17 protein-coding genes are annotated in these 14,153 nt (G+C 58.4%); 16 read left to right on the top strand and 1 reads right to left on the bottom strand.

Annotated features, from left to right (window positions below; translation table 11 throughout):
- The first annotated feature begins 2 nt into the window (after positions 1-2).
- From rplO to glmM, 16 genes are all read left to right on the top strand, one after another.
- Positions 3-455: a 50S ribosomal protein L15 gene (gene rplO / locus ACRCJM_RS00380; RefSeq protein ID WP_135013750.1), complete on the top strand. Its 453-nt coding sequence runs from the start codon at positions 3-5 to the stop codon at positions 453-455.
- Between the two features lie 211 nt (positions 456-666).
- Positions 667-1,977, top strand: coding sequence for a preprotein translocase subunit SecY (gene secY / locus ACRCJM_RS00385; RefSeq protein WP_185174286.1), 1,311 nt, complete (start codon positions 667-669; stop codon positions 1,975-1,977).
- Entirely contained in the window at positions 1,974-2,537 is a 564-nt protein-coding gene (locus ACRCJM_RS00390) for an adenylate kinase (protein WP_237204776.1), read from the top strand. The genes secY and ACRCJM_RS00390 overlap by 4 nt, the downstream gene beginning before the upstream one ends.
- A gap of 112 nt (positions 2,538-2,649) precedes the next feature.
- Positions 2,650-3,483, top strand: coding sequence for a type I methionyl aminopeptidase (gene map / locus ACRCJM_RS00395; RefSeq protein ID WP_431463365.1), 834 nt, complete (start codon positions 2,650-2,652; stop codon positions 3,481-3,483).
- A 54-nt stretch (positions 3,484-3,537) separates the two neighbouring features.
- Entirely contained in the window at positions 3,538-4,719 is a 1,182-nt protein-coding gene (rlmN, locus tag ACRCJM_RS00400; RefSeq protein ID WP_237210288.1) for a 23S rRNA (adenine(2503)-C(2))-methyltransferase RlmN, read from the top strand.
- 381 nt (positions 4,720-5,100) lie between these two features.
- Positions 5,101-5,322 carry a translation initiation factor IF-1 gene (infA, locus tag ACRCJM_RS00405; protein ID WP_083090737.1) on the top strand — a complete coding sequence of 74 codons (222 nt, stop codon included), beginning with the start codon at positions 5,101-5,103 and terminating at the stop codon, positions 5,320-5,322.
- Positions 5,323-5,464: 142 nt separating this feature from the next.
- A complete protein-coding gene (gene rpmJ, locus ACRCJM_RS00410; protein WP_004005257.1) occupies positions 5,465-5,578 on the top strand; it encodes a 50S ribosomal protein L36 in 114 nt (37 codons plus the stop codon).
- Positions 5,579-5,737: 159 nt separating this feature from the next.
- Positions 5,738-6,106 carry a 30S ribosomal protein S13 gene (gene rpsM, locus ACRCJM_RS00415; protein ID WP_083090738.1) on the top strand — a complete coding sequence of 123 codons (369 nt, stop codon included), beginning with the start codon at positions 5,738-5,740 and terminating at the stop codon, positions 6,104-6,106.
- Between the two features lie 71 nt (positions 6,107-6,177).
- A complete protein-coding gene (rpsK, locus tag ACRCJM_RS00420; RefSeq protein ID WP_083090739.1) occupies positions 6,178-6,582 on the top strand; it encodes a 30S ribosomal protein S11 in 405 nt (134 codons plus the stop codon).
- A 146-nt stretch (positions 6,583-6,728) separates the two neighbouring features.
- Positions 6,729-7,724 carry a DNA-directed RNA polymerase subunit alpha gene (locus tag ACRCJM_RS00425; RefSeq protein ID WP_135013066.1) on the top strand — a complete coding sequence of 332 codons (996 nt, stop codon included), beginning with the start codon at positions 6,729-6,731 and terminating at the stop codon, positions 7,722-7,724.
- Between the two features lie 98 nt (positions 7,725-7,822).
- Positions 7,823-8,533: a 50S ribosomal protein L17 gene (gene rplQ, locus ACRCJM_RS00430; protein WP_431463366.1), complete on the top strand. Its 711-nt coding sequence runs from the start codon at positions 7,823-7,825 to the stop codon at positions 8,531-8,533.
- Between the two features lie 113 nt (positions 8,534-8,646).
- Positions 8,647-9,597, top strand: a complete 951-nt coding sequence (gene truA, locus ACRCJM_RS00435) for a tRNA pseudouridine(38-40) synthase TruA (RefSeq protein ID WP_431463367.1) — start codon at positions 8,647-8,649, stop codon at positions 9,595-9,597.
- Between the two features lie 270 nt (positions 9,598-9,867).
- Positions 9,868-10,311: a 50S ribosomal protein L13 gene (rplM, locus tag ACRCJM_RS00440; protein WP_135013063.1), complete on the top strand. Its 444-nt coding sequence runs from the start codon at positions 9,868-9,870 to the stop codon at positions 10,309-10,311.
- 35 nt (positions 10,312-10,346) lie between these two features.
- The gene (gene rpsI / locus ACRCJM_RS00445) at positions 10,347-10,835 is read left to right on the top strand and encodes a 30S ribosomal protein S9 (RefSeq protein WP_135013062.1); all 489 of its coding nucleotides are present in this window, start codon (positions 10,347-10,349) and stop codon (positions 10,833-10,835) included.
- Positions 10,836-11,008: 173 nt separating this feature from the next.
- Positions 11,009-12,094, top strand: coding sequence for a polyphosphate kinase 2 (gene ppk2, locus ACRCJM_RS00450; protein WP_431463368.1), 1,086 nt, complete (start codon positions 11,009-11,011; stop codon positions 12,092-12,094).
- 25 nt (positions 12,095-12,119) lie between these two features.
- On the top strand, positions 12,120-13,475 hold the full coding sequence (gene glmM / locus ACRCJM_RS00455; RefSeq protein ID WP_237204780.1) for a phosphoglucosamine mutase: 1,356 nt from the start codon (positions 12,120-12,122) through the stop codon (positions 13,473-13,475).
- 192 nt (positions 13,476-13,667) lie between these two features.
- On the opposite strand, the gene mscL is transcribed toward glmM, so the two are convergent.
- A complete protein-coding gene (gene mscL / locus ACRCJM_RS00460; protein ID WP_431463369.1) occupies positions 13,668-14,048 on the bottom strand; it encodes a large conductance mechanosensitive channel protein MscL in 381 nt (126 codons plus the stop codon).
- Between the last annotated feature and the right edge of the window lie 105 nt (positions 14,049-14,153).

Below are 14,153 nucleotides of genomic sequence, written 5' to 3' on the forward strand. Positions count from 1 at the left end.
AGATGGCAAACAACGACGCTATCAAGATTCACGATCTGCGCCCGGCACCGGGTGCCCACAAGGCTAAGACCCGCGTAGGCCGCGGTGAAGGCTCAAAGGGTAAGACCGCAGGTCGCGGTACCAAGGGTACCAAGGCACGTTACCAGGTTCGCGCCGGCTTCGAAGGTGGTCAGCTTCCGCTGCACATGCGCCTTCCCAAGCTGCGCGGCTTCAAGAACCCCTTCCGCACCGAGTACCAGGTTGTTAACCTGGACCGTATCGCGGAACTGTTCCCCGAGGGCGGCGACATCACCGTTGACGCTCTGGTAGCAGCTGGCGCAGTTCGTAAGAACGAACTGGTCAAGGTTCTGGGTACCGGCGAAATCTCAGCAGCCTACAACGTAACCGTTGACAAGGTTTCTGAGTCAGCTAAGGCCAAGATTGAGGCTGCCGGCGGTTCTGTAACCGTCAAGTAGTCCCATGACGCACCGGGCAACCGGTTGCGGCATCTTCTTGCGGGTGCCCCGCTCACTTCGGTGAGCGGGGCACCTTTCTTTACGCTCAGAGGTTTGAGCTACACACGATTGAGTTTTAAGCGATAGACTGGAAGAGATTGTGTACTTACCCCCACCGCCTGCACCGTGCAGGGGAGAGGGGCATCAAAGATTTTGTCTCACAGGAGGACATGTGCTGACCGCTTTCGGACGGGCTTTCAAGACGCCCGACCTGCGTAACAAGCTGCTGTTCACCCTGGGTATTATCGTGATTTACCGTGTGGGCGTGTTTATCCCCGCTCCCGGTGTCTCTTACGGAAACGTGCAGCAGTGCCTGTCGACCGTCACCGCAACCGGTGGCGTTTACGACATGATTAACCTCTTTAGCGGTGGCGCCCTGCTCCAGCTGTCGATTTTTGCCCTGGGCGTTATGCCTTACATTACCGCGAGCATTATTGTTCAGCTGCTTCGCGTTGTCATTCCCCGCTTCCAGCAGCTTCACGAGGAAGGTGCCCAGGGGCAGACTAAACTGACCCAGTACACCCGTTACCTCACCATTCTGCTGGCGCTATTGAACGCGACCACCATTGTGTCGCTGGCCCGCTCCGGTATGCTCCTTCAAGGGTGCACCCTGCCGATTATTCCTGACGATGGCATCTGGAACATTCTGCTGATTATCACTGCCCTCACCGCCGGCACCGGTGTGGTTATGTGGTTGGGTGAACAGATCACCGAAAAGGGCGTGGGCAACGGTATGTCCCTGCTGATTTTCACCTCAATTGCAGCCTCCTTCCCCTCGGCGTTCGGTTCCATCTTGCAGACCCAGGGCTGGGGTATCTTCTCAGCGGTCGTAGCGGTAGGTCTGCTGGTTATTGTGGCAGTTGTCTTCGTTGAGCAGTCTCAGCGTCGTATCCCAGTCCAGTACGCCAAGCGGATGATTGGGCGCCGTACCATCGGCGGTACCACCACCTACATTCCGCTCAAGGTCAACATGGCTGGCGTTATCCCCATCATCTTCGCCTCATCCATGCTCATGGTGCCCGGCCTGATTGCCCAGTTCAACACCCCCTCGGACGGCTCAGCTCCGCCCGAATGGGTTAACTGGATTAACACCTACCTGGTCATGGGCGATCACCCGCTCTATATGACCCTCTACTTCCTGCTTATCCTGGGATTTGCCTACTTCTACGTCTCCATCACCTTCAACACCGAAGAGGTGGCTGGCAACATGAAGAAGTACGGTGGCTTCATCCCCGGCATTCGTGCAGGACGCCCCACCCAGGAATACCTGAGCTACGTTCTCAACCGTATTACCCTGCCCGGCGCCATCTACGTAGCTGTCCTAGCGCTCCTGCCGCTGGTCGCCTTCGTCCTCTTCGGCGCTAACCAGAATTTCCCGCTCGGCGGTGCCTCACTGCTGATCGTCATCGGCGTTGGTCTTGACACCGTCAAGCAAATCGACGCCCAGCTCCAACAACGCAACTACGAAGGACTACTGCGATGAACCGTCTGCTCATCATTGGCCCTCCCGGCGCCGGTAAAGGCACCCAGGCCGTCAAAATCGCTGAAAAGCTGAATATCCCCGCTATCTCCACCGGTGACATCTTCCGCAAGAACATCAAGGAAGAAACCGAGCTGGGCAAGGAAGCCAAGAGCTACATTGACTCTGGCAACCTGGTTCCCGACTCTGTCACCAACCGCATGGTGCGCGCCCGTCTGGCAGAGGACGATACCGCGAACGGCTTCCTGCTCGATGGCTATCCTCGCAACACCGCCCAGGTCGGTGAACTTGACACCATCTTGGCAGACATGGGCCAGGAAATCGGCCAGGTTCTCCTGCTGGTTGCTGACAACGATGAACTGGTTGAGCGCCTCCTGGGCCGCGCCGCTAAGGAAGGCCGCTCAGACGACAACGAAGAGGTCATCCGTCACCGCCTCAAGGTCTACGAGGAAGAAACCGCACCCCTCGTAGCTATCTACACCGAGCGTGGCCTCGTTACCCAGATTGATGGTCTGGGTGAGATTGACGAAGTCACCGCCCGTATCATGGACGCCCTCAACTAAGGCAGCAACCCTACCTGTGCCCCCGGTCATTGCGGGGGCACAGGTCTTTAACGCACACTGGTGTAGTTTGGCTCAAAAGCCCAGCACACAAACCTAGCCAGGAAAGAACCCTATGCGCCGTATCGAATACAAGACAGACCGCCAGCTCGCAGACATGGCCCGAGCCGGCGTCATCACCTCCCGCGCCCTGGACGCAGCGGTAGCAGCTGCCGCCCCCGGCGTCACCACCGCCGAACTCGATACCGTCTTCCGCGGCGTCCTGGCGGAATACGGAGCAGGGTCCAACTTCCTGGGCTACTACGACTACCCGGCCACTATCTGCACCTCCGTGAACGACGTTGTCGTCCACGGTATCCCCGGCGACCTTGCCCTAGCAGAAGGTGACATAATCTCTATCGACGGCGGCGCCACAGTACAGGACGCTCGCGGCACCACCTGGCACGGCGACTCAGCCCGTACCGCCCTCATCGGCGAAGTATCGGACGCCCGCCGCGAACTTTCCGAGGTCACCCGCGCCGCCCTCTGGCACGGCATCGCAGCGCTTGCTACCGCCAAGAAAATCGGTGAAGTCGGTTTTGCCATCGAAAACTTCGTCCGCCAAGAAACTGGTGACAAGTACGGCATTATCGAAGACTTCGTGGGCCACGGCATCGGCACCTCCATGCATATGGCCCCCGACGTGCTCAACTATGCCGCTCGCGACCTCGGACCCCGCGTCAAAAAAGGCATGGCCTTTGCCATTGAACCTATGCTCGTAACCGGTGGAATCGAAACCGTCACCCTCGAGGATGAGTGGACCATCAAAACCATCGATGGGGGAGACGCCTGCCAGTGGGAACACTCCGTCTGCGTACACTCTGAAGGTATCTGGGTTCTCACCGCAGAGGACGGCGGCGCCTCCGAGCTTTCCAAGCTCGGCGTCACCGTCAAACCCATCTCCGCTTAGACCTCGCAACCTGCCCCTCCGCGTCCGCCCCGCATCACACCGAAAGCACCCACCATGACCGAAACCACCAGTGTCCCCCTGGAAATCTCCAGCGCACGGCCTGAACCCGGCCAAATCATCCTCAAAGCCCCCCGCCGCGGCAAACCCCCGCGCCACATTGCAGACTTCGACATGGCCGGCCGCCGTGCCTTCCTCGAAGAACTCGGCTACAAGCCCTTCCGGGCAGCCCAGCTCTCCAAGCACTACTTCGAACGCCTGGTCACCGACCCAGCAGAAATGACCGATCTGCCCGCAGCAGAACGCGAACAAATGGTTGCCGACGCCATGCCCCAGCTGCTCACCACCGTCCGCACCCTCGAAGCCGATGGGGGAGACACCCTCAAAGTCGTCCACCGCCTCTTCGACGGTGCCCTGGTTGAATCCGTCATCATGCGCTACGAGAACCGCGTCACCATGTGTATCTCTTCCCAGGCTGGCTGCGGCATGAACTGCCCCTTCTGCGCCACCGGCCAGCAGGGCCTCACCCGCAACCTCTCCACCGCCGAAATCGTCGAACAGGTCATCGCCGGTGCCCGCTACCTCAAAAACATGAAGGGTCTCGAACAGGCAGAAGGTGGCTCCGAAGACACCCGCCCCCTGCGTGTCTCCAACATCGTCTTCATGGGTATGGGCGAAGCCCTCGCCAACTACAAGGCCACCATGGGGGCTGTCCATCGCCTGATTGACCCCGCCCCCGAAGGCCTAGGGATTTCTGCCCGCGGCATCACCATGTCCACCGTCGGTCTCGTACCCGGCATCCGCAAATTTGAGCTAGAAAAACTCCCCATCACCCTGGCCCTCTCCCTCCACGCCCCCGACGACGAGCTCCGTGACGAACTCATCCCCATCAACCAGCGCTGGAAAGTCGACGAAACCCTCGACGCCGCCTACGACTACTACCGCACCACCGGGCGCCGCATCTCCATCGAATACGCCCTCATCCGCGACATCAACGACCAGGGCTGGCGCGCCGACCTCCTCGGCAAAAAACTTGCCTCCCGCGGACGCGGCTGGGTGCACGTCAACCCCATTCCGCTGAACCCCACCCCCGGCTCCAAATGGACAGCCTCCCGCAAGGGCGTCGAACAAAACTTCGTTGAGCGACTGCGAGCCCACGGTATTCCCACCACCGTGCGCGACACCCGCGGAAGTGACATCGACGGTGCCTGTGGCCAGCTAGCGGCTAAGGAAGACTAAAAGCCGACGCACAGCAGATGCGCTTTTGCCTGCTGACCCTCTCGCTGGTTCGCTAACGCTCACGAGCGATTCACGCCAGCCCCAGCCAGCAGGCTGACAGCGCATCCGCCGCGCTTAGCGGTGTGGAGTCCGGTCAGCTTGCTACGGGAGCGCCCTGCCCCTGCGCTTAAGCCCCGGATCTTAATGTGAAGCTCGCTATGTTTTGCGAAAACCATTAACATTCCGGGGCTTTTGCCGTATATTAGTTTGTTGGTTGTCTGTGCCATGCGTTTAGTGCGCAAGCGGAGCGGTACCCGAATCTGGGAGAACGCACCGAATACAGAAAAAACACTACCAAGAGCCCCCAAGACACCTTGGGAGCACGAAAGTAAAGCGGAGGATATGGCCAAGAAAGACGGCGTCATCGAGATTGAAGGTACCGTGGTCGAAGCACTGCCCAACGCATCATTCCGCGTTGAGCTAGACAACGGACACAAGGTACTTGCCCACATCTCAGGCAAGATGCGTCAGCACTACATTCGAATCCTGCCTGAGGACCGAGTAGTAGTCGAGCTCAGCCCCTACGACCTCTCACGCGGTCGTATCGTCTACCGCTACAAGTAAACACGAGCAGCAAACGTCGCTAAGCAGCGGCGTTTACGCCGTGTAAAAGGGGTAAACAGTTCTCCCACCGGCTCACCGGACACAGAACCTCTTACCCCGCCCGTCCAAAGCATTAGCTGAAACATCAACGCAAAGGAATGCGATGAAGGTCAAGCCGAGCGTTAAGCCGATCTGCGACAAGTGCAAAGTGATCCGCCGTCACGGTGTGGTCATGGTGATCTGCGAAAACCCGCGCCACAAGCAGCGCCAGGGCTAAACACTAGCCAACGCTGACAAGACCACCCCACCAGGTGGCACAACAGAAAATGGCACCGCTCCTGCTCATAAAGCAGGATACCTCCGGGCACAGAGGCCGGGGACCGGGATAACCGGGCAGTGATGTCACAGACCTCTGCGAAAACAAGGAGAACGCCCCATGGCACGTCTCGCTGGAGTCGATATTCCCCGCGAAAAGCGCGTGGAAATTGCTCTTACTTACATCTACGGCGTGGGCAAGACCCGTGCAAAAGAAGCGCTTGCTGCAACCGGTGTTGACCCCAACACCCGCGTCAAGGACCTTGACGATACCCAGCTCGTAGCTCTTCGTGACTTCATCGAAGGCAACTACAAGGTTGAAGGTGACCTTCGCCGCGAGGTTGCTGCCGACATCCGCCGCAAGGTAGAAATCGGTAGCTACCAGGGTCTACGTCACCGCCGTGGCCTTCCCGTACACGGCCAGCGCACCAAGACCAACGCACGTACCCGCAAGGGCCCGAAGCGTACCGTCGCAGGTAAGAAGAAGTAAACAGTGTTGCCTCAGTCTTGCACATCGCGTAAGACCAACACTTCAACCAAAACTTTGTAGGAGAATCAAAAATGCCTCCCAAGACTCGCGCAGCGGCCAAGCGTACCGGCCGCCGCAAGGTTTCCAAGAACATTGTTGCCGGTCAGGCACACATCAAGTCAACCTTCAACAACACCATCGTTTCAATCACTGATCCCTCTGGTGCTGTTATTTCCTGGTCATCCGCCGGCGAAATGGGCTTCAAGGGTTCACGCAAGTCAACCCCCTACGCAGCTCAGATGGCCGCTGAGACCGCTGCAAAGCGCGCTCAGGAACACGGTGTCCGCAAGGTAGACGTTTTCGTCAAGGGCCCCGGCCCCGGTCGCGAAACCGCTATCCGCTCACTCCAGGCTACCGGCCTCGAAGTTGGCTCCATCCAGGACGTCACCCCCGTTGCTCACAACGGCTGCCGTCCTCCGAAGCGCCGCCACGTCTAAGCCCCACCGGCTAGACGCGTCCCGAACATCGGGCGACCAGCAACCTACCAGTTGCAGGTCAATGAACAGACTGCTTCGTCTGCTTCCTCACTCGTTTTTCCCAACCTGTGAGCTCATATAGCGGATGCTCACCGAAAGGAAACATAGTGCTCATTGCACAGCGCCCCATCCTGCGTGAAGAACACGTATCGGAAAACCGTTCACGCTTCACCATCGAGCCCCTCGAACCCGGCTTCGGCTACACCCTGGGTAACTCCCTCCGCCGCACCCTTCTCTCATCCATCCCCGGTGCCGCTGTAACCAGCATCCGCATCGACGGTGTGCTGCACGAATTCAGCACTGTAGAAGGTGTGACCGAGGACGTCACCGAGATCATCTTGAACATCAAGAAGCTCTCCATCTCATCAGAGAACGACGAACCCGTCATCGCCTACCTGCGCAAGCAGGGCGAAGGTGAACTCACCGCAGGCGACATCGAGGTGCCCGCAGGCGTCGAGATCCACAACCCGGACCTCCACATCGCAACCCTCAACAACCGCGCAAACTTCAACGCAGAACTGACCATCGAACGCGGCCGCGGCTACGTCTCGGCAGCACAGAACAAGTCAGGTGACGCAGAAATCGGTCGTATCCCGGTCGACTCCATCTACTCACCCGTCCTTAAGGTCACCTTCCGCGTCAGCGCAACCCGTGTTGAGCAGCGCACCGACTTCGACTCCCTCACCCTGGACGTCGAAACCAAGGAAGCAATTGCTCCCCGCGACGCAGTCGCATCAGCAGGTAACACCCTCGTTGAGCTCTTCGGCCTGGCCCGTGAACTCAACACCGCCGCTGAAGGTATCGAAGTTGGCCCGTCACCCGCTGACGAGTCAATGGCCGCAGACCTGGCTCTGCCCATCGAAGACCTGGACATGACCGTCCGCTCCTACAACTGCCTCAAGCGCGAAGGCATCCACACCGTGGGTGAACTCGTGACCCGCAGCGAAGCAGACCTCATGGACATCCGCAACTTCGGTGCCAAGTCCATCGACGAAGTTAAGGCAAAGCTCACCGAGCTTGGCCTGTCCCTCAAGGACTCACCCGCAGGAATGGACCTCTCAGCCCGCCTGCAGGACGACGACAGCTACGGCAGCGACTACTAAGACACCGGCAGTCAACGCTTCCAGGCGTTACACCAGTCAAACATCTTTGGTTCCCCTGCCGTGAGGCAGTAAGGAACGGCTTACCAGGAGAATAAATTATGCCTACTCCCACTAAGGGTCCCCGCCTCGGCGGATCACCGACCCACGAGCGCATCATGCTGAACAACCTGTCTCAGCAGCTCTTCGAGCACAAGCGCATCACCACCACCGTTACCAAGGCGAAGCGTCTGCGCCCCGTCGCCGAGCGTCTAATCACCTTCGCAAAGAAGGGCGACCTCAATGCACGCCGCCGCGTTCTGCGCTCCATTGGTAACAAGACCGTAGTTCACGAGCTCTTCACCGTCATTGCCCCCGCAATGGCAGAGCGCCCCGGTGGCTACACCCGCATCACCAAGATCGGTAACCGCAAGGGTGACAACGCCCCCATGGCAGTTATTGAACTGGTCATGGAGCCCGTTGCAACCGCAGCAGCTGTTTCAGAAGCTAGCAAGGTAGCAGAGGCCGCAGCACCCGCAGCAGAAGAGACCAAGGCAGCAGCACCCGCAGCAGAAGAGACCAAGGCAGCAGCACCCGCAGCAGCCGAGTCATCAGACCTGCCCGCAGGCGCACACGCAGCAACCGAGAATGGCGAAGCTCCCGAGGGCTTCGAAATCAAGGGCAACGCTGACTCCATGAAGTACCACGTACCCGGCTCACGCTGGTACGCAAACACCCAGGCTGAAATCTGGTTCGACACCAAGGAATCAGCTGAAGCAGCAGGTTACGCACCTGCCGGTGGTGCAGCAGCACAGACCATCTCCGAAGACTAATTCTTAGTCACCGGTAGATAAAAAGGCGGCTCTTCCCCTCACACGGGGGAGGGCCGCCTTTGTCTGTAGCGGGTAAAGTGGAGTGAGCCTGTACCCGCCTTCTAAGGAGAGCCGTGACCGAAAACTCCGAGCAGCTATACGAGCCCCGCGTACGCGTGCGCCTTGATTTTGCCTACGATGGCGGACCCTTTTCAGGTTGGGCCAAACAGCCGGGGCTTATCACCGTCCAGGGAGTCCTTGAAGAAGCCCTAGCCCTTATCTTCCGTCGCCCCATCTACACGACGGTGGCAGGGCGCACCGACGCCGGCGTTCATGCCCTGCACCAGGTGGTGCACTTCGATGTTGCCCAGGACGCCTGGGAGCGACTACCCGGGCGCAGCCAGGACGAACCGGCGTCCGCCCTCCGTCGCAAATTGCGCGGGGCACTCAGCAGAGCTCTGGCAGATGCTGAGGCAGAGCTTAGAATACCAGCCTGTCTACAGGGCTATATGCAGCGGGCGATTACGGTCAGTAGCTGCCAGGAGGTCCCAAGCGATTTCGATGCCCGCTTCTCGGCCTTAGAACGTTCTTACCGGTACCTGCTCGAAGACGGGCAGGACGAAACCGGTAGCAACCCGCTCAACCGCCATCATGCCTGGCAAATCAACCCGACACTTGATCTTGAACTGATGAACCGCGCTGCCCAGAACCTCTTGGGCCTTAACGACTTCCTCTCCTTCTGTAAGCCCCGCGAAGGATCCACTACGATTCGCGAGCTGCGCGAACTCCGATTTATCCGGCGGGAGGACGGCCTTATCGAGGCAAGCATCAGAGCAGACGCTTTCTGCCACAACATGGTGCGCACCCTCATCGCCTCACTGGTGATGGTGGGGGAGGGGAAAAAGGACGAAGCCTGGCTCATCTCCCGTATCGAAGAGCCCGTACGAGACTCCCAGGTGCGTCTAGCTGCCCCGCGTGGTCTGGCCCTAGCCGCTATCACCTACCCCGAGGCGTCCGGCTATGCAGCCCAAAGCGAGAAAGCCCGAAACCTACGAACCCCTCTAAATCACAAGCCTGTGATTTAAACGTGAGGTCGGTCAAAACCCCGTCTTTAAAGGGCAAAGACCTGGATTAAGAGACTGAAACTCTGTATAGTTTCATACGTTGTGCGTATACCGCCCTCATTTCGTACCCTGTTCTTCGGTCTAGTTGCAGGACAATAACGGGGAACAAGAGGTCTGAGGAAATCGGTACCGCAGATGCGTTTGGCCCTCACCCAAACCCTGCGTAAACGCACCTATGTAAACCAGCGCGATACCCAACTAGCGCTACAAGAAACGAGAAAAGGCGAAATTTTGCGCACTTACACTCCGAAGTCAGGCGACAACAACCGCCAGTGGCACATCATCGATGCCTCTGATGTTGTTCTCGGCCGTCTCGCAAGCCAGACCGCAATCCTGCTGCGCGGCAAGCACAAGCCCACCTTCGCACCCCACGTTGACATGGGTGACTCCGTCATCATCATCAACGCTGAAAAGGTTGCACTGACCGGTGCCAAGCTTGAGCAGAAGCGTGCCTACCGCCACTCCGGTTACCCCGGTGGTCTGAAGTCAGTCAACTACGCCGAACTGCTGGAAACCAACCCCGTTCGCGCCGTAGAAAAGGCTGTTAAGGGCATGCTCCCCAAGAACAAGCTGGCTGCCCAGCAGCTCAAGAACCTCAAGGTCTACGCAGGTTCCGAGCACCCCCACGCAGCTCAGCAGCCCAAGACCTACGAATTCACCCAGGTTGCCCAGTAATTCGGGCCTACGAAAGAACTATTAAAGGAGACATCGTGGCTCAGAACGAAGAGTACACCACCGAAGAAGAGCTCACCAGCTACACTTCCGAGTCTTCAGCACCCGTTGCTGAAAAGGCTGCCCGCCCCGCCCTGACCGTTGGTGGCCAGGCTGTTGGCCGTCGCAAGGAAGCCGTTGCCCGCGTCCGCCTGGTACCCGGTACCGGCAAGTGGACCGTCAACGGTCGCGAGCTCGACAACTACTTCCCCAACAAGCTGCACCAGCAGGAAGTAAACGACCCCTTCAAGCTGCTTGAACTCGAAGGCGCCTACGACGTCTTCGCGCGTATCTCAGGTGGCGGCCCCTCCGGCCAGGCTGGCGCTCTGCGTCTTGGCGTTGCTCGTGCCCTGAACGAGATTGATGCTGAGAACAACCGCCCCGCCCTCAAGAAGGCAGGCTTCCTGACCCGCGACGCTCGCGTTATCGAGCGTAAGAAGGCTGGTCTTAAGAAGGCACGCAAGGCTTCACAGTTCTCAAAGCGCTAAGCTTCGATTACTGGGCCTACTGCTCAGATTTGTTGTCAGATGCCCCATTTCTCTTTGCAGAAATGGGGCATTTGCCTTACCCGGCTTAGGGTCAAAAGACGTGTAACAGTGGGGTGTCTCACGTCTTATGCCTAAAATAGATGTGGAACATACACACGAGAGAAAGGGTGCCCATGGCATCTTCGAACACCACTCGCACTTCACGCTCCACCAAGGCCGCAGGCAAGGACGCCGCAGCCGACGTAGAAACTCCCAGCACCGATGCTGCGGAGCAGGCTACCCCCGAACAGGCAACTGACTCCAAGAAAGAAGCAGTTAAAGCGGCTCTCACCAAAGAGACCCGCCGCGTATCGGTCGTAGAGGACTACAGCGCAGAGCTCGACGAAATTTCATCTCTGACCAAGAAACTTAGCGGTGACGGCGAGAAGTCGGACGCCTGGAAGGCTGGCTACCCCTACGACAAGAAGCTTTCCCGCAAGGAATATGAGAAGGAAAAGCGAGCTCTGCAGATTGAGCTCCTTAAGCTCCAGCTCTGGGTTAAGGAAACCGGCCAGAAGGTTCTAATTATTTTTGAGGGCCGCGACGCAGCGGGTAAGGGCGGCGCCATCAAGCGCTTTATGGAACACCTCAACCCCCGCGGTGCCCGCGTCGTTGCTCTGGAAAAGCCCACCGACGTTGAGCAGACCCAGTGGTATTTCCAGCGCTATATCCAGCACCTGCCCTCCGGCGGCGAAATCGTGCTCATGGACCGCTCCTGGTACAACCGCGCAGGCGTCGAGCGCGTCATGGGCTACTGCACCTCCCAGCAATACTACGAATTTATGCGTGAGGTCCCCGAACTAGAGCGCATGCTGGTTAACTCCGGCGTCAAACTCATTAAGTTCTGGTTCTCCGTTACCCGTGCAGAACAGCTAGCCCGCTTCAATTCCCGCCGCACCGATCCCGTACGCCAGTGGAAGCTATCGCCTACCGACCTGGCCTCCCTCGATAAGTGGGATGACTACACCGCGGCTAAAGAAGCTATGTTCTTCTATACCGACACCGGCGATGCCCCATGGACCGTCGTGAAGTCTAACGACAAGAAGCGCGCCCGCCTCGAAGCCATGCGCCACGTGCTCAACCAGTTCGACTACCCCAATAAGGACCATGCCCTGGTCGGTTCCACCGACCCGCTCATCGTGGGTAAGGGATCAGACGTTCTAGAAGACGATGTGCCCGAAAACCCTGAGGGTTTCCCCGTCTTACGCGAAGAAAAATAGAACTGAGCGCGTAGAATAATCAGTAATGTCTAGATTATTCGGAACCGACGGTGTTCGCGGCCTCGCTAACGAAGTGATTACTCCTGCTCTTGCTATGGAGCTTGCGCAGGCCGCGTCCATCGTCCTCGGGTTCAATACGGTTAAAGAAGGTGTCCGCCCCAAGGCTGTTATCGCCCATGACTCCCGTATCTCTGGTGAGTTCATTGGCGCGGCAATGACCGCAGGCTTTGCGGCATCAGGTGTTGACGTGCTCGACGCGGGTATGGTGCCTACCCCCGCCGCGGCTTACCTAGTGGCAAGTACAGAAGCCGACTTCGGCGTCATGATTTCTGCTTCCCACAACGCGGCTGAAGACAACGGAATTAAGTTCCTGGCTCGCGGTGGTAAGAAGCTGGATGATGCGATTGAGGACGCCATCGAGGCCCTCTACCGCTCCAAGGACTTCCGCTACCCCACCCACGGTGAGGTGGGGCGCGTCCGTCCGCTCACTGACGGCGAAGACCGCTACGTCACCCACCTGGTCTCAACCATGCCCGAGCACCGCCGCCTGAACGGCCTCAAGGTTGTGTTGGACTGCGCTAACGGCGCCTCATCCGGGGTTTCTCCTGACGCCTTCCGCACCCTGGGGGCCAAGGTGTTTGTGATCGGCGCTGAACCCGATGGTATTAACATCAACGACGGTGTGGGCTCAACCCACCCCGAGAAGCTTCAGGAAGCGGTCGTCCGCCACAGCGCTGACCTGGGCATTGCCCACGACGGTGACGCCGACCGCTGTATGGCTGTCGATGAGCAGGGCAACCTGGTCGATGGCGATCAGATTATGTCGATTCTGGCGTTGTCGATGAAGGAAGCTGGCACCCTTAAGGACGACACCCTGGTTGCCACTGTCATGTCTTCACTGGGCCTGGAAATCTTCCTCAAGGAACACGGCATCAAGCTAGAGCGCACCGCTGTGGGCGATCGCTACGTGCTGGAATCCATGAACAAGAACGGCTTTAACCTGGGCGGTGAGCAGTCGGGCCACGTGATTATGTCGGACCACGCCACTACCGGTGACGGCGTGCTCACCGGTCTGCATCTGGCTGCTGAAATGGCCCGTACCGGTCTGCCCCTCTCTGAGCTGGCTAACCGCATGCAGGCAACCCCCCAGAAGCTGATCAACGTCAAGGGCGTTGACCGCGCTGGTGTTGCTGGCTGTGTGCCCCTGCAAGAAGCGATTAAGGACGCCGAGGCCCAGCTGGGCGATACCGGTCGAGTTCTGCTTCGCCCCTCGGGTACCGAACCCCTGGTGCGCGTCATGGTTGAAGCTGAGACCCAGGAAGTTGCAGATGCAACCGCCCAGGCTCTAGCCGATGTTGTGGCTCGTGAGCTCGCTATCTAAAGCAGCTCTTCCTTAGCCCTTACCGGGCTCTACTCCTCTGACCCGGGGGAGTGGAGCCCGGCTTTTTGCGCTTAAGCCTATACTTGCCTAACAGGTGTGAGAAATTGTTTTCTCCGGTTGTGCAAAAAGAACAGGGCATGAGAAAGCCCCGGTAGGTAACTACCGGGGCTTTCGCTATCAAAGGATAGAAAATTACTTGACGGTCAGAGCGTCGCGGATTTCCTTCAGCAGAGCAACCTGGGGATCCTCTTCCTCAATCTCTTCTTCAAGGTCGAGCTTGGCAGCACGACGCTCGTTGAACTTGTTGATGGGCATAACGATGCAGAAGTACAGGGCTGCTGCAACGATGAGGAAGTTAACAACTGCGGTTAGGAATACACCGATTTTGACGTCGCCGAATGCTAGCCACTGATCGAAGGAGATATCTCCACCGGTCAGCATCGCGATGGCGGGCATCATGACGGACTCAACAAGAGCGTTAACAACTGCAGTAAAGGCGGTACCAATGATCAAACCGACTGCGAGGTCGATGACGTTACCGCGGGTGATGAAATCTTTAAAACCACTAAGCATGAGTTCAAGAATAGCGGTTTCTGCCAGTGGTGAACACCAGTCTGAGCTGAAATTTTCGCTGTAAACCAGTGGGGTTACTCACAAGCGGGGGTAACCTACCAGCTT

The sequence above is a fragment of the Rothia sp. L_38 genome, assembly GCF_050689125.1.
In the GTDB taxonomy this organism is placed as follows: domain Bacteria; phylum Actinomycetota; class Actinomycetes; order Actinomycetales; family Micrococcaceae; genus Rothia.

What these genes read in the sequence shown, in the direction of transcription:
- infA (WP_083090737.1), top strand. Translation starts at nt 5,101, where the DNA reads ATGGCCAAGAAAGACGGCGTCATCGAGATTGAAGGTACCGTGGTCGAA.
- rpmJ (WP_004005257.1), top strand. Translation starts at nt 5,465, where the DNA reads ATGAAGGTCAAGCCGAGCGTTAAGCCGATCTGCGACAAGTGCAAAGTG.
- rplO (WP_135013750.1), top strand. Translation starts at nt 3, where the DNA reads ATGGCAAACAACGACGCTATCAAGATTCACGATCTGCGCCCGGCACCG.
- map (WP_431463365.1), top strand. Translation starts at nt 2,650, where the DNA reads ATGCGCCGTATCGAATACAAGACAGACCGCCAGCTCGCAGACATGGCC.
- mscL (WP_431463369.1), bottom strand. Translation starts at nt 14,048, where the DNA reads ATGCTTAGTGGTTTTAAAGATTTCATCACCCGCGGTAACGTCATCGAC.
- ppk2 (WP_431463368.1), top strand. Translation starts at nt 11,009, where the DNA reads ATGGCATCTTCGAACACCACTCGCACTTCACGCTCCACCAAGGCCGCA.
- rplQ (WP_431463366.1), top strand. Translation starts at nt 7,823, where the DNA reads ATGCCTACTCCCACTAAGGGTCCCCGCCTCGGCGGATCACCGACCCAC.
- ACRCJM_RS00390 (WP_237204776.1), top strand. Translation starts at nt 1,974, where the DNA reads ATGAACCGTCTGCTCATCATTGGCCCTCCCGGCGCCGGTAAAGGCACC.
- glmM (WP_237204780.1), top strand. Translation starts at nt 12,120, where the DNA reads ATGTCTAGATTATTCGGAACCGACGGTGTTCGCGGCCTCGCTAACGAA.
- rpsK (WP_083090739.1), top strand. Translation starts at nt 6,178, where the DNA reads ATGCCTCCCAAGACTCGCGCAGCGGCCAAGCGTACCGGCCGCCGCAAG.
- rlmN (WP_237210288.1), top strand. Translation starts at nt 3,538, where the DNA reads ATGACCGAAACCACCAGTGTCCCCCTGGAAATCTCCAGCGCACGGCCT.
- rpsM (WP_083090738.1), top strand. Translation starts at nt 5,738, where the DNA reads ATGGCACGTCTCGCTGGAGTCGATATTCCCCGCGAAAAGCGCGTGGAA.